Origin of the sequence: Stieleria sp. (assembly GCF_041595215.1) — a bacterium.
Classification (GTDB): Bacteria; Planctomycetota; Planctomycetia; order Pirellulales; family Pirellulaceae; genus Stieleria; species Stieleria magnilauensis.
The window spans coordinates 1-13,504 of sequence record NZ_JBFHKV010000096.1 but is presented as its reverse complement, the minus strand read 5'-3'; the positions used below and the strand labels follow the sequence as shown (position 1 = coordinate 13,504).

At 59.5% G+C, this 13,504-nt stretch carries 10 protein-coding genes and 1 pseudogene; 4 read left to right on the top strand and 7 right to left on the bottom strand.

Going from position 1 to position 13,504, the window contains the following annotated elements:
• A partial coding sequence (locus ABX749_RS06060; protein WP_372895186.1) for a class I SAM-dependent RNA methyltransferase occupies positions 1–1,148 on the bottom strand: 1,148 nt, incomplete at its 3' end.
• A 305-nt stretch (positions 1,149–1,453) separates the two neighbouring features.
• On the opposite strand from ABX749_RS06060, the gene ABX749_RS06055 reads away from it, so the two are divergent.
• Together ABX749_RS06055 and ABX749_RS06050 are read left to right on the top strand one after the other, a co-directional pair.
• Positions 1,454–1,720: a DUF3311 domain-containing protein gene (locus ABX749_RS06055; RefSeq protein WP_145220441.1), complete on the top strand. Its 267-nt coding sequence runs from the start codon at positions 1,454–1,456 to the stop codon at positions 1,718–1,720.
• On the top strand, positions 1,714–3,303 hold the full coding sequence (locus ABX749_RS06050) for a sodium:solute symporter family protein (RefSeq protein WP_372895187.1): 1,590 nt from the start codon (positions 1,714–1,716) through the stop codon (positions 3,301–3,303). Before ABX749_RS06055 ends, ABX749_RS06050 begins: the two co-directional genes overlap by 7 nt.
• Before the next feature lie 8 nt (positions 3,304–3,311).
• Here ABX749_RS06050 and ABX749_RS06045 read toward each other — a convergent pair whose 3' ends face one another.
• The 3 genes from ABX749_RS06045 to ABX749_RS06035 all read right to left on the bottom strand — a co-directional run bounded on the left by ABX749_RS06045 (position 3,312) and on the right by ABX749_RS06035 (position 7,914).
• Positions 3,312–4,382, bottom strand: a complete 1,071-nt coding sequence (locus ABX749_RS06045) for a hypothetical protein (RefSeq protein ID WP_372895185.1) — start codon at positions 4,380–4,382, stop codon at positions 3,312–3,314.
• A 180-nt stretch (positions 4,383–4,562) separates the two neighbouring features.
• Positions 4,563–5,966, bottom strand: a complete 1,404-nt coding sequence (locus ABX749_RS06040) for a tetratricopeptide repeat protein (protein ID WP_372895184.1) — start codon at positions 5,964–5,966, stop codon at positions 4,563–4,565.
• 385 nt (positions 5,967–6,351) lie between these two features.
• Complete coding sequence (locus ABX749_RS06035) at positions 6,352–7,914, bottom strand: sigma-70 family RNA polymerase sigma factor (RefSeq protein WP_145220447.1); 1,563 nt, start codon at positions 7,912–7,914, stop codon at positions 6,352–6,354.
• A 919-nt stretch (positions 7,915–8,833) separates the two neighbouring features.
• On the opposite strand from ABX749_RS06035, the gene ABX749_RS06030 reads away from it, so the two are divergent.
• Positions 8,834–9,289: a hypothetical protein gene (locus ABX749_RS06030; protein ID WP_372895183.1), complete on the top strand. Its 456-nt coding sequence runs from the start codon at positions 8,834–8,836 to the stop codon at positions 9,287–9,289.
• 116 nt (positions 9,290–9,405) lie between these two features.
• Here ABX749_RS06030 and ABX749_RS06025 read toward each other — a convergent pair whose 3' ends face one another.
• The 3 genes from ABX749_RS06025 to ABX749_RS06015 all read right to left on the bottom strand — a co-directional run bounded on the left by ABX749_RS06025 (position 9,406) and on the right by ABX749_RS06015 (position 12,328).
• Positions 9,406–9,933, bottom strand: a complete 528-nt coding sequence (locus ABX749_RS06025) for a type 1 glutamine amidotransferase domain-containing protein (protein ID WP_372895182.1) — start codon at positions 9,931–9,933, stop codon at positions 9,406–9,408.
• Positions 9,934–9,942: 9 nt separating this feature from the next.
• Positions 9,943–10,401 carry a ribonuclease HI gene (rnhA, locus tag ABX749_RS06020; protein WP_095742236.1) on the bottom strand — a complete coding sequence of 153 codons (459 nt, stop codon included), beginning with the start codon at positions 10,399–10,401 and terminating at the stop codon, positions 9,943–9,945.
• Between the two features lie 70 nt (positions 10,402–10,471).
• On the bottom strand, positions 10,472–12,328 hold the full coding sequence (locus tag ABX749_RS06015) for an ATP-binding protein (RefSeq protein ID WP_145220454.1): 1,857 nt from the start codon (positions 12,326–12,328) through the stop codon (positions 10,472–10,474).
• A gap of 676 nt (positions 12,329–13,004) precedes the next feature.
• Here ABX749_RS06015 and ABX749_RS06010 point away from each other — a divergent pair.
• Positions 13,005–13,504: pseudogene (locus tag ABX749_RS06010) on the top strand (hypothetical protein); the annotation flags it as partial.

Below are 13,504 nucleotides of genomic sequence, written 5' to 3'. Positions count from 1 at the left end.
GCAACCTGCTGGCCGACGACGCGTTTGGGGCCATGGAACTGATAGTAGGTGCATTCGATCCGGCCGTTGTAGAGTTTCCTGCGCCGGTCGGCCTGTCGCCCCACCGCGGCCTCGAAATTCGGATAGGCGGTCAGAAAGTAGTGCGACCACGTTGGCAACCCACGCAGCACTTCGGGAAGCGATCGGTACAGCGTGTCGAGTTCTCGGTCTTCGCCAAGACGTTGGCCATAGGGCGGGTTGGTGATCAGGCAGCCGAAGCGACGTCGGTTGGTCAGTTTCAGTGCATCGCCGGGTTGAAAGTGAATCGAATCGGCGACGCCGGCGCGGGCGGCGTTGTCACGAGCCGCGCGGAGGACGCGTCCGTCGATGTCGCTGCCCAGAATCCGTTCCTCGATCGAATCGACTTGTGCGGCCCGCGCTTCGCTGCGCAGATCCGGCAACAGCGTCGGCGGGACGGTGGGCCAGGATTCGAAGATGAATTCGCGATCGATGCCGGGCGCGATGTTGTGCCCGATGCGTGCCGCTTCGATCGGAATGGTGCCGCTGCCACAAAACGGGTCCAACAACGGACGGTCGGGTTTCCAAAAGCTGAGCAGCACCATTGCCGCGGCCAGCGTTTCTTTCAGGGGGGCCTGTGAGATATCGGTGCGATACCCCCGGCGATGCAGACTGCGGCCGGTCGTGTCGATGGTCACCGTCGCGACGTCTTTCAGCAGCGCGATGTCGATTTTGAACGGGGGGCCCGTTTCATCCAACGTCGTGGTCGCATGATCGCGCATCATGGCATCGACGACGGCGCGTTTGACGGTCCGCTGACACGCCGGGACGCTGGAAAGTTGTGATTTGATGGACCGCCCGGTGACGGGAAATGCGGCGTCGATCGGCAGCAGATCCCCCCACGGGATCGCGCGAACGGTTTCGAACAGGGCGTCGAAATCCGCGGCAGGAAACTCGGCGACGCGAAGCAACACGCGGTCGGCGCAGCGCAACTGCAGGTTCGCCCGGGCGACGGTTTCCAGGTCGCCGCGAAAGTGCACCCGCCCAGATTCGCCGATCGAAGCCTCCATGCCGAGGGTTTCCAACTCTCGGCGGACGATCGCTTCGAGTCCGAAGGCGCAGGTGGCGATGAGATCGTGGGTCGATTGCACGGAGTCGTTCGTGGGGTACAGGGTCTGTCGTGGGGTGTTGTTCGTTCGGTTGCAGGATTATCCGAGAATAACAGACCTGTCCCGGCGGGATAGGTGCGGGGATTGGCGGAGCGGCCGACTGGAAGCCTATCCCACTGGTGGATGGATGACAGGCTAGAAGCCTCTCTCGCGGGTGGCTGCGGGCCGGATGCAGGCCGAATCGGCGATTTCGCCCCGACTACCAGCGACCCTGGCTGACGGAGTACACTCTTGGGCTCGCCCACCCCGTTTCCCGCCTCAGAAAACGACTTTCGATCGGATATTCAATGACGAGTTCCACGACTCAGAAATCCAACGGCATGTGGATCATTGCCGCGTTGGTGGTGTTGTTGCTGATACTGCACCAGGACAACTGGTTTTGGACCGATGACACGCTGGTGTTCGGTTTCATGCCGATCGGCTTGTTTTGGCACGCCTGTATCTCGATCGGAGCCAGTTTGACCTGGGCGTTGGCAACGGTGATCGCTTGGCCGCTTCCCGACGAAGTGGATGAAAACGGCGACGTCTCTTCAACCGAGGAGGCGGCATCGTGAACCATCCAGGACTCCCCCAATTAATCATCATCCTGATCTACCTGGGTTTGTTGCTGCTGCTCGGGCTGTCGTCGAGTCGACTGTTCAAGGGCACCAAAGAAGACTACCAGGTCGCCAGCCATTCGATCGGCCCATTCCTGTTGTTGATGAGTCTGTTCGGGACGACGATGACGGCGTTCGCGTTGGTCGGCAGCAGCGGCGAAGCTTTCAAGGAAGGCATCGGCGTCTACGGGATGCTGGCCAGTAGCAGCGGCATCATCCACTCGCTGTGTTTCTTCTTGATCGGCGTCAAGGTTTGGAAATTCGCGCGGCGACACAAATACACGACGCAAATCGAATTCTTTCGCGATCGGCTCGAAAGCGACTTCATCGGTTTGCTGCTGTTTCCGATCCTGGTCGGACTGGTGGTGCCCTACCTGTTGATCGGTGTGATCAGCAGCGGAACGGTGATCCAATCGTTGACCGCTGGCCTGGCACCGAACCTGGAGATGTTTCAGGCCTACACGCCGGACGGCAATCCGATCATCGCACTCAACGGTGGAGTTCCGCCGTGGCTGGGATCGCTGGTGATTTGCGTGGTGGTGCTGGTCTACGTGTTCTTTGGCGGCATGCGTGGGACCACCTGGGCCAACACGCTGCAGACGATCGTGTTCATGATCCTGGGCGTGGTCACGTTTTATGTCATCGCGTCACGTTTGGGCGGGCAAGACGGTTTGATGGCGAACCTGAACGCGTTGGCCGAATCGGTCCCGGAAGAAAAGATCACGCGGATGGAGATGAGCAAGACGAAGTTTTTCACGTACCTGCTGATTCCGCTCTCGGTGGGCATGTTCCCCCACCTGTTCCAACACTGGATGACCGCCAAAAGCGCCAACACGTTTAAGGTTCCGGTGATCTGTCACCCGATCTTTATCATGATCGTTTGGGTGCCCTGCGTGCTGGTCGGCATTTGGGCGACGGGCGATTTGATTCCGGCGAAACCACCGCTACCGAGCAATCCGAACACGATTTTGCCGTTCCTGGTCAAGACGCAAACCGGCAAAGTGCTCGGTGGCTTGTTGGCCGCGGGGATCTTGGCGGCGATCATGAGCAGCCTGGACAGCCAGTTCCTCTGCATCGGCACGATCTTCACCAACGACGTACTGACGCATTACAAGGGCAAAGAAAACGTCACCGATGCTCAACAGGTGCTCTACACCCGATTGTTCATCATCGGAATCGTCGCGATCACCTATCTGCTCAGCCTGGGCAACGTGAAGAGCGTGTTTGCGATGGGAGTCTGGTGCTTTAGCGGATTCAGTGCACTGTTCCCGATCGTCTTTGCCGCGCTCTATTGGCGTGGCCTGTCGGCAGCCGGTGCGATCAGCGGAATCTGTGCGGCGATCGTCAGCTGGAGCGTATTGTTCTATCAAGCACTGGAGCAAGACGCGTTGCGAACGTTCGTGTTGAAGTTGCCGCTGGGTGGTGAAGAGTACGAGATCATGCCGGTCGTCGTGATGTTGGCCAGTTCGCTGGTGACGATGATCGTGGTGTCCTTGGTCACCCCGAAACCGAGCGAAAAGACGCTGGCGCGGTTCTTTTGATCGCCGGCTCACTGTCGCTGCTCTTTATCGCAGCTCTCATCCGGCGGAGTCGCTTCACCGACTTGATCGACGGGGTGCGTGTAGAGGTAACGCCAGACGGCTTCGTGCATGAACGAACCGTCGGCCGGGTTCTTGTAGGCTCGGCTGCCCGGCTGGACGCTGCTGTGAGCACGGCCCGCGTCGCCGCCGACATCGAAATCCGTGATCAGCCGACGGGTGTTGGAGTACGGCGGTGACGCCTGATCGACGTTCACGATCGGGCCGAACTTGTGCATCCCCAACAATTCCCAGCTGCGGCAGTAGTGGTCGCCGGTCCAACCCCCGTCCAGGACGTGCGAAAACCCGAAGTAGCGGTTTTCGGGTGTCGCCGAAGGCAGGGCTTGCCAAACCTGATGCTGATCTCGCGGACCACACAACGCCACGACTCGACTGACCTTCACATGCTTTGCGAAGCGGGCCGCGGTGGTCGATCCGTGCGAACTGCCCGACATGATCACGTTTTCCCATCGAAGCTGCGAACGGTCCTCCGTCAAGAACTGATCCCAGTTGCCCTCGGGATGTTTCTCGCTGAGCCAGCGGACGAACTGAAGCGAGCGTTCCATCATGCCATCGGGCTTCGGGATGTCGACTTCGTCGCTAAAGTCTTCGCCCGTCGCTGCTTCCAGACGTATGTTGCCACGACAGTGTTCCCCGACCGGTGTTTCGCGACAACAGAGGGAGAACCAGCGGTTGGCGTAGTGCGGCCGGATCACGTGTAACCCGTAGCTGTTGAGACGATCAAACAGCGCGGTGTTATTGCCCATCAACCAGATCACCAGTTTGCCCTTGGCAGGGACGTTCGTGTCAACCGACGCATGTTGCACGTCAGCCGGTCGGCCCTTGGCGTCTTCGATCAAAAATCCGATTTCAGGATGGGCTTGGCAGCGGGGATCGATTTCACTGGCCCTGGCTTCGAGGCGGGTGGGTGAACCAGCGGGTTCGGCGGCATGAGTGAAAGTCGCAAGTGCGAACGCGACGAATGCAATTGCAGTAAGTGGAAACGCAACGGCAATCGTGCTCGCGAATCGGTGGTGTGTCATCAAGTTGCCAGTCGGATAGTGGGAAAGTTCAGGGAAAAAGGTTGCCGCAATCCAGGGTCAGCTCACAGTCCTCGCAAATCTCACGTGCAACAAGTCCACTCGCCGTCGAGCTTGCGGTGTTGGATTCGCAAGCTGGAAGCTTACGCCACTTTTTAAGATCATCGGCATGCACAGCATGCACTACGGCTCATTCGACATCAGGGACTGATGGGCTTGCCCAACGACGTCGTTCCAGTGGCCCATTTCACGTTGTCGCACCAACCGCATGTTGGGGTACCATTCGGTGCGGTCTCCGTCGCACAACCAACGCCAATCGGGGACCCGCCCCAGCATCACCGTGGTCGGGACACCCAGGGCGCCGGCCAAGTGCGCGACCGAGGTGTCGGTGGTGATGACATGATCCAGGTTTTTCATGACGGCTGCGGTGTCGGTGAAGGCGCCGCCACTGGTGTCGGTGTCAGCGGGCAATCGGTCGATGGCGTCGCCGAAATCGACTTGATCGAGTTGCTCGCTGCCGAAACCAAATTGCAAACTGATCAGGTTCAGATTCTTATCTTCGGCGAGCGGTCGAAATGTTTCCAGCGGGATGCTTCGGTAGACATCGGCATGGTGTTTCGGGTTGCCTTGCCAAGCGATCCCAATGCGTTTTCGATGGTCCTTGCCCATCGCGTTTTTTTCCATCCAGCGATCCCAGTAGCTGACCAACGGGTCGGAGACATTTAGGTAACCGCTGAGGTCGTCCCGTTCGGCAAACTTTTTGGCGGCATACGGCAAGCTGCCTGTCGCCTGGTACCAGCCATCGACGGCATCGATAAACGACGCCTGAAAATCCACCGGCGGCAATTGGCTTCCCACCGGCAGCAGCGTCTGCACGCCTCGGACGGACGTAAACAGCGGGATCATTTGCGGATCGGTCTGCACGACGACGCGAGCCCCGTCGGCCGCCAACACGCTGGCCATCCGGATGAAATGCATCTCGTCCCCGCGACCTTGTTCGGGATACAGCAAGATCGAACGCCCTGAGATCGGCTCCCCTTTCCACAGCGGGGCGCGCGATTGGGGACGGCGCAATCCGCCCATCTTCCATCGCCAACGGTATTCCGGCCAGCCACGATCGAAGTCGCCCAACAACAGATAGATCACGCCCAGGTTGCGATGCAACTCGGGATCATCGGGTGCGATTTGCAGCCCCTTTTCATACCACCGAAGCCCGCGTTCGATTTCGCCGGACCAGATCCAAAGCGTGCCGCGATTCTTGTACACCGACAGGTACTTGGGATCCTGCGACAACGCCTTTTCGAAACAGGCATCACTCTCCTGGACGTCGCCGGTCATGCGAAGGGAGTTGCCGAGGTTGTTCCATGCGATCGGGAATTCGTCCTTGAGTGCCAGCGCGGTGCGATAGGCGCGGATCGATTTGCCGTACTGCCGCTGGTCAAACAGCGCGATACCGAGATAGACATGCGCTTCGGGGTTGCGGGGGGCCTGCTTGATGACGTGCTGATACAAACGCAGCGCATCATCGATCTTGCCGGCTTGATGAACTTTCCAGCCCTGCGAGAGGACCTCGGCGACGGTCGGCATTGAAATCAGCTGTCGGAGAGAGAAGAGCGTGAGAGGCAGGAGGAGTCTAATCCAAACCTGGGCACGAGCGAACGCGGCGGGGCAGCCATTTGCGTGGTGACGACCGAATGCCGTTCCCCTGTGCCGTTGAACTGCCGCGTGTGGCGAAAAAAAAGGGCGGCGATTTTTCAATCGTCGCCCTGATTTTCGGGATGGCTAAGTGGCGTACGCTTCCAGCTTGCTCAACAGGTAACGCGGTGAAGCTTTTATTTCCTGTGTTTGACGAGGTTTTAGCGGAAGGGCACAAGCCCTCCGGTTCGCCATCGTCACCGAAACACCGGAGGGCTCGCGCCCTACCGCTAAAAAATGCTTCACAGAGTTGTTCCACGGCGTACGCCGGATGCGGCTAATCGAGGAACCCGACCAGGTCTTGGCTGCGGCTGGGTTGCTGCAGCTTGCGAACCGCCTTGGCTTCGATCTGACGAATCCGCTCGCGGGTCACCTTGAAAATGTGCCCGACCTCTTCCAGCGTGTAGCTGTATCCGTCACCGAGCCCATAGCGGAGCTTGATGATTTCGCGTTCGCGGTAGGAGAGCGATTTGAGCACGTTGGTGATTCGGTCGCGGAGCATTTCTTGCGTGGCGCCGATCTGGGGGCTTTCCGCGGTCCCGTCGGGCAGCAGGTCGCCGAACTGGCTGTCTTCGCTGTTGCCGACCGGACGGTCCAGCGAAATCGGGAAGCGGCTCATGGTGAGCACTCGGCGTGCTTCTTCGACGGTCACATCGGCCCGGCGTGCAGTTTCTTCGATCGTGGGTTCACGACCGAGTTCTTGCAGCAATTGCCGAGCGACGTTGCGAACGCGGCTCATCGTTTCGACCATGTGAACCGGAATCCGGATGGTTCGGCTCTGGTCGGCGACGGCACGGGTGATCGCTTGTCGAATCCACCAAGTCGCGTAGGTACAGAACTTGAACCCACGGCGGTATTCGAATTTGTCGACCGCTCGCATCAAGCCGGCGTTGCCTTCTTGGATCAGATCCAAAAACGACAGACCGCGGTTGCGATACTTCTTGGCGATCGAGACGACCAGCCGCAGGTTTCCTTCGCTCAACTCCCGCTTGGCCTGCTGGTACTCGGCGTAGACCATTTTCAGCATGCGAACCCGATTGCGTAGCGAGGTCGGCGTTTCCTGACACGCGGTCAGGATTTGGCGACGTTCGTGAAGCAATGCATCGCGGGTTTCGCGGCCGTGCTTGGTCCGCCGTTGATCGCGGATCAGCGAATCGATTTCGGAAATCCGGCGACTAAATTTGTCGAGCAAATCGATCCGAGTCTCGATCCGCTGGGTTCGTAGCCCCAGTTCTTCGATCAACCGGACGGCTCGACGTCGACGACGTGCCAGGGCACGCCACGCTTCGGCGCGACGGCGCTTGGAAGCACTCTTGCTGAGCGCGACTTTCCAGTCGTGCTTGTTCCGTTTGAGCAACGTTTGCAGCGTCAGCAGGTTGTGCGGCAGCCGTCCGATGATCTGCTCTTTTTCGAGCCGATCGGTCACCGAAACCTGGACGGTTCGGTCGAAGGGCAATTGGCCGCGATAAACCTTCTTCAGCGTCTTGTAGGCTTCGACCAGCACGTAGTGGTTTTCGAGCAACTTGGTGCGGAAGCGGCGCCGGGTCTCTTCGATCCGCTTGGCCAACTCAATTTCTTGACGGCGGGTCAGCAAGGGAATTTCACCCATCTGGGTCAAGTACATCCGCACCGGGTCATCGGACCAGGTTTCCGCCTCTTCAACGGCTAACAACTCATCGGGACTGTCCAATTGGACTTCGCCTTCGGCCACTTGCGAAGGCGAGCCCACGCCACCATCCTCCTCGTTCTCATCAACAGGAAGTTTGCGAAAGCCACCGGTGACCGCCTCGGCGGAATGTGCGGCGACGTCTTCAAATTCGTCCAAAAGGGTGTCGAACAAAACTAAAACTCCAAGAGGAACAGTGCAGGATATCTGTAATGAATAATGATCGGTGTGTCGGTTCGGCGTAGGGGGTTTTGGTGAAAATCACCAAACCATTTACTCCAGTTCAGCTGGCGGGTTGATCGTGACCAACCCACATCGCCGGGAACCATGGCGAGCTATCCAACGGTGTCTGATTCAAATTCGCTGGTGAAACTCTACCACCCCCCTTACGTTTCCCTGGTGGCCTCGGCTAATTGGAAAAACTTTCCAGTTGTCCCAGTTGGCCGTGATTGGTTGACTTTGCCGGGAGCGAGAAGGCGCGCTCGCGCTGCTCCCATTTCTCCTCTTCCCGTGCAAATTTTCCCCAAGTATGCCCCCTGTCTTTACTCCGCGACGGTTAACGACGCTTCCCAGCGTCCCGAAATCGAACCATCAGATTTGTGCTCACGTACAGTTACTGACTTGTACCGATACTTTAGTTACTTGTACCGATACCTACTTGTACCGACTGATGGAGATTCGTTTCTGGAATGCGTCAACCGTTGCTCGTAATGGACTTCGACCCTCGCCTTCCTGGCCGTTCCCGACGTGTTCACGCCACAAAGGTGAATCGCAAATCCGAATCCATCGGATTGCTGGTACGAACAAAGTAGTTCGTTATTAAACCGCGGGTCATCGGGGATGTCCGACAGGCGTCGTGATTGCAATCTTGGGCGAGTGACGAATCATTTCGCACTGCGACGTGCAACCAGTTCGGTGTGGGAGCGGCGTGTAATGTGGTGTGATCGAGGACGTCTAAGATTTTAGTCTGGTCGCCAGTCGGGTCCACCCGCAACAACTTCAAAACTTCTTCATATTTTCGCCGATGCACTTGCTATCTTGCCCAAATTGCCACGCTGAACTGACGGTCACCCCTGCACAGGCGGGGGACAGCATGCAATGCCCCCACTGTCACGCCGATGTGGCGATTCCAAAACTGGGTGAGTTGCGGGAATTGCCGCAAGTCGAGGACGACCGAGACCGGGCGACCGCGACGGCACCCTCGGGCGGCAGCACCATCGCGTTTCTGCTGCTCGGCCTGATTGCCGTCGCGCTGCTGTTGGGGGCGGGATACAACACTGTTCGCTGGGCAATGATCGAGACGACCACCACCACGGAATCGCATCTGGCCGAGATCGAAGAAAGCTACGCCCGTGTCGAACCCGCGTCGGTGGTCCTGGATTTCGAAGACATGGAAGTCCGCTCACTCGATATGGTGTCACCGTATACCTACCACGCGGTTGTCACCGAAAAGGCCAGATGGGGGTGGAACGCGGTGATCACGGCCGGCCTGGCCGTCGTTTGCGGGATCGGCGCGCTCGGCGCTGCGTCGCTTGGTCGCAAGGGCTGATTCCGTCCGTCCGCTCCATGCGGACACTTGGGCGAGTCCTCTGTAGTCGGCATCTTGGCAAGGACTCGTCGTCTCGTCCACTACCGCCTACCCGAAAACCAAGGTGCGACGGATCCCTAACTGCAGAGCTTGATCAATTCGCGGCAGAAATCCGGCAGATCATCCGGCCGGCGGCTGGTCACGTGGTTTTGATCGACCACCACCGCGGCGTCTTGGTAGTTTGCGCCGGCGTTGATCAGGTCGTCTTTAATCCCCGGTGATCCGGTCACGTTGATGCCACGGTAGACACCGGCGGAGATCGGAATCCAGCCGCCGTGACAGATCGCGGCGATCGGTTTCTTGGCGTCGTTGAAGGCCCGGACCAAATCGAGCACGACGCAATCACGCCGCAATTTGTCGGGCATGAATCCGCCAGGAACGACCAGCGCGTCGAAGGTCGCTTCGTCCATCTCGTCGATCCGGGCGTCGGAGACACAGGGGTAGCCATTCTTGCCGGCGTAACAACGCCCCGCCTCCGGGCCGGCGACGGTGACCGACGCACCGGCTTCGATCAACCGCAGTTTGGGATACCACAGTTCCAGATCCTCGTAGATGTCTCCGACCAGGATCAGCACGGTCTTGTCCGTCAACGGAGTGTCGCTCATCAGAAGCACCTACTTTTTGACCAGATAGCGTTGATACGCGGCGACGGCCAACTGGTCACAGCGTTCGTTTTCCAGATGGCCGGAATGGCCTTTGACGTGTTCGAACTTGATCTGGTGTTTTTGCATCAACCGATCCAGTTCCTGCCACTGTTCGACGTTCTTGACGGGGACGAGTTTCGAGCCGTCTTTTCGTTTCCAGCCGCGACTCTTCCAGCCCTTCATCCAGCTTTGCATCCCCTGCAGCACGTAACTGCTGTCGGCATACAAGGTGACTTCGCACGGTTCCTTCAAGGCCTTGAGCCCTTCGATCACCGCCTGCAGTTCCATCTTGTTGTTGGTCGTCTGGGGATCGCCGGCGGCGCGTTCGAGTTCCTTGTCGGTTTTGCCGCACCGCAAGATAAACGCCCAGCCACCCGGTCCGGGGTTTCCGCTGCACGCGCCGTCGGTAAAGAGTTGAACTGGTTTCATCGGGAGAGAGTCTTTCGGTGATCGCCGGTGCTGTCAACGGGGAACGCAGTCGCCACGACCGGTGGCGTTGCTACTTGGCAACCATGTCGCCGGTCACGTCACCGACGGTGCCCTTGGTCGGTGCGGGCAATCCGCGTGGCTGCGAGAGTTCAGCGGCCAGTTGAATCGTCTCGTCGCTCAATCGCCACGGCAATTCGACCCAAAAGGTGCTGCCGCGTCCGAGTTCACTTTCAAAACCGACTTCGCCGCCGAGCAGTTTTGCCAGTTCTTTGACGATCGAGAGCCCCAAGCCGGTGCCGGCGAATTCGCGGGTCAGCCCTTCGCCGTCGAGCACTTTCCGGCTCTGTCGGAACTTCTGGAAAATCACCGATTGATCCTCTTCGGCGATCCCCACGCCGGTGTCGATGATCAACAGACGGAACCGTCCGGTCGAGATGCCGCCGGACAGATCGACCACGCGGACGGTCACCATGCCGCCTTCGGGCGTGAACTTGATCGCATTGGAAAGCAGGTTGTTGACGATTTGACCGAGCTTGTTGGGATCCTGAAACGCGGTCGGCAGATCGTCGGGGACGTCGACGGTCAGCGAGATGTCTTTTTCCTCCGACAGCGATCCGATCATGTCGCACTGGGCGGTGACCAGGCGGCCGAGGTCGAATTCATTCCGCCGGACCTCCATTTTCCCCGCTTCGACCTTGGCCAGATCCAGAATGTCGTTGATCATTTCCAGCAGCAGGCGTCCGCTCTTTTGAATGTTCTGCGCGTAACGCCGCTGTTTGTCGGTCAGCGAGTCGATCCCTTGTAAGACATCGGAGAAACCGATGATGCTGTTGAGCGGTGTGCGCAGCTCGTGACTCATGTTCGCCATGAAGTCGCTTTTGACGCGGTTGGCTTCATAGAGTTGCCAGTTCAGCTGGGCGAGCTGATCGACGCGGCCATCGAGTTCCGCGTTGATGATCCTTTCTTTTTCCTGGCTTTCCAACATTCCCCGCAACATTCGATTGAAGGCGTCCGCGAGCTCGCGAAACTCATCCTCCGATTCGATCACCGCACGCTGCGTCACGTCACCATGGGTGATCGAATCGCTGACGTCGCGCAAGTGGTACAGCGGTTCAAGAACCAGGTAGCGGATCAACGCGTGCAGCATGTACAGCGTCGCCGCGACGATGAACAAGGCCAAGGCGACAACGATCGAGCTGATCCAGGTGGTTTGGTTTTCGGTGTCCTTGTAGGGCATGCTGACGCGGATCACCCGAAACGGCGCCAAACTGGCTTGCTCGGTGGGAGTGCCCGACGTGGCCAACGCCGCCTTCTCGCCTTCGGGGGCATGGCAGGTGATGCAGGTCAGTTTCGGAAAGACGGGGCGATAGTAAATGTAGCGGCCGTCGACCGGTCCGAGCTGCTGGTGCACCGGCAACGTGCCGAGCCCGATCATGCTCATCGATTCGTTTTCGCCCAAGTCGATCGACTCGGAGATGTCGGGTTGCTGCTGGGCGATGCGACGGGCCAGCTGGCTGCGAAATTGAGGCTCCAGCGTCCGCAGACGTTTCAGTTCGGCGGGGTCCTCCGGCGGCGAGATCGGGGGCAGGTTGGTGTACGCCACCTGGTCTTCGAGCCCCAGGATTTCGAATTCGATGTCTTTGGCGAGCATCTCTGCCCGCAGACCGGCGAGAATCGGCTGGTTGGCCGCGATCGCTTCGGGGCTGCTGGTCTGGGCCCATTTGGCGTCGCTGTGCAGCAGCATCAGCTCGGCATCGGCCAAGTCTTGGGCCCGCTGCTGTGTCGTCCGCTGGACCAAGCGGTTACCGAGCGTCTGGACGACCAAGAACGCGCCGCACATCAGCAGCGTGAAGGCCGACCCGAAGAAGAGCAGGCACTTTCGCTCCAGGCTCATCGACGAAAACAGTCCTTGAACCAGGCGAAACATGATACAGTTGGAATCGTTTGGAGAGGGCGAATCGGGTGAGATTGGAAAGACACGTCGCTGGAAGTATTACAGCACGCGCCCCGACCTTTGTTCTACAGAGCTTGGTTTTATCGCCTATGCTGAGGCTGCCGACAGACTGATTGCGACGTTCTCGTGGATGGAGAACAAGAGCAATTTGCCCAGTTTATCTGCTTGTGACGCGATTTTGGGCGAATTAGCATGGTCGGTTCTCACATTCGCCGTTTTCGGCGACGCCATTACCGCTTTCCGAATCTTCCCACAACATCCGCGTGTCTCGTGCGGCACATCGGCCGCTCAGGAGCCCAAAACCATGAATCGAAAGGTCCGAAACGTATTTCAGTGGACCCTGGTCGTCTGCTTGACCGTGATGCTCGGCGTCGGCCCTGCATCGGCCGGCGGCTTACTCAAACGCCTCCGCGGAAACTCGTCTGATTCATGTGCAGAGGTTTGCTGCCCGGAACCGGCTTGTGTTTCCCAGCCAATCTGTCCCGCTCCCGTGGTCACCTGCTGCGATCCCGCTCCGGTGATCTGCTGCGATCCGGCTCCGGTCGTTTGCTGCGATCCCGTCCCGGCATGCGAAACGATTCCCTGCTCGCCAGTCGTGTCCGCCGATTGCTGTGGAAGTGCCGCGCCCGCGGCCCACGAAACCGCACCGATGAGCACCACCCCAGGCGACTCAGCCACCTTCGAGGCTCCGCCGACTCCCCAGCCGCCCGCAGAACCCGAGCCGGAACCGGCTGCAGAACCCGAGCCCGAACCAGAACCGGCGACCCAACCCGAGCCCGAGCCCGCGACGGAACCCGAGCCCGAACCAGAACCGGCGACGGAACCCGAGCCCGAGCCGGCTGCCACTGAGCCAGAACCGCCGGCCGCCGAAGCGGAAACCAACGAAGCGGCAACCATGCCCGCCGAAAGCGAACCCGCCGTCGCAGAACCCACTCCGTTTGACCAGCCCCCGGCGACTGAGCCCGAGCCCCCGGCGACCGAGCCCGAGCCCCCGGCAACCGAGCCCGAGCCACCGGCGACCGAGCCGGCAGCCGAAGAGCCCGCGCCGGCCGACGGCGGACTCGATGATCTGTTCGGCGACGCGCCCGCGACGGAAGCGCCCGCCGACGCCGCACCGCCAGCCGAAGAACCGATGGACGACCTGTTCGG

Coding starts and splice junctions, on each gene's coding strand:
- ABX749_RS06055 (WP_145220441.1), top strand. CDS start 1,454: ATGACGAGTTCCACGACTCAGAAATCCAACGGCATGTGGATCATTGCC.
- ABX749_RS06045 (WP_372895185.1), bottom strand. CDS start 4,382: ATGACACACCACCGATTCGCGAGCACGATTGCCGTTGCGTTTCCACTT.
- ABX749_RS06040 (WP_372895184.1), bottom strand. CDS start 5,966: ATGCCGACCGTCGCCGAGGTCCTCTCGCAGGGCTGGAAAGTTCATCAA.
- ABX749_RS06030 (WP_372895183.1), top strand. CDS start 8,834: ATGCAATGCCCCCACTGTCACGCCGATGTGGCGATTCCAAAACTGGGT.
- ABX749_RS06025 (WP_372895182.1), bottom strand. CDS start 9,933: ATGAGCGACACTCCGTTGACGGACAAGACCGTGCTGATCCTGGTCGGA.
- rnhA (WP_095742236.1), bottom strand. CDS start 10,401: ATGAAACCAGTTCAACTCTTTACCGACGGCGCGTGCAGCGGAAACCCC.
- ABX749_RS06015 (WP_145220454.1), bottom strand. CDS start 12,328: ATGTTTCGCCTGGTTCAAGGACTGTTTTCGTCGATGAGCCTGGAGCGA.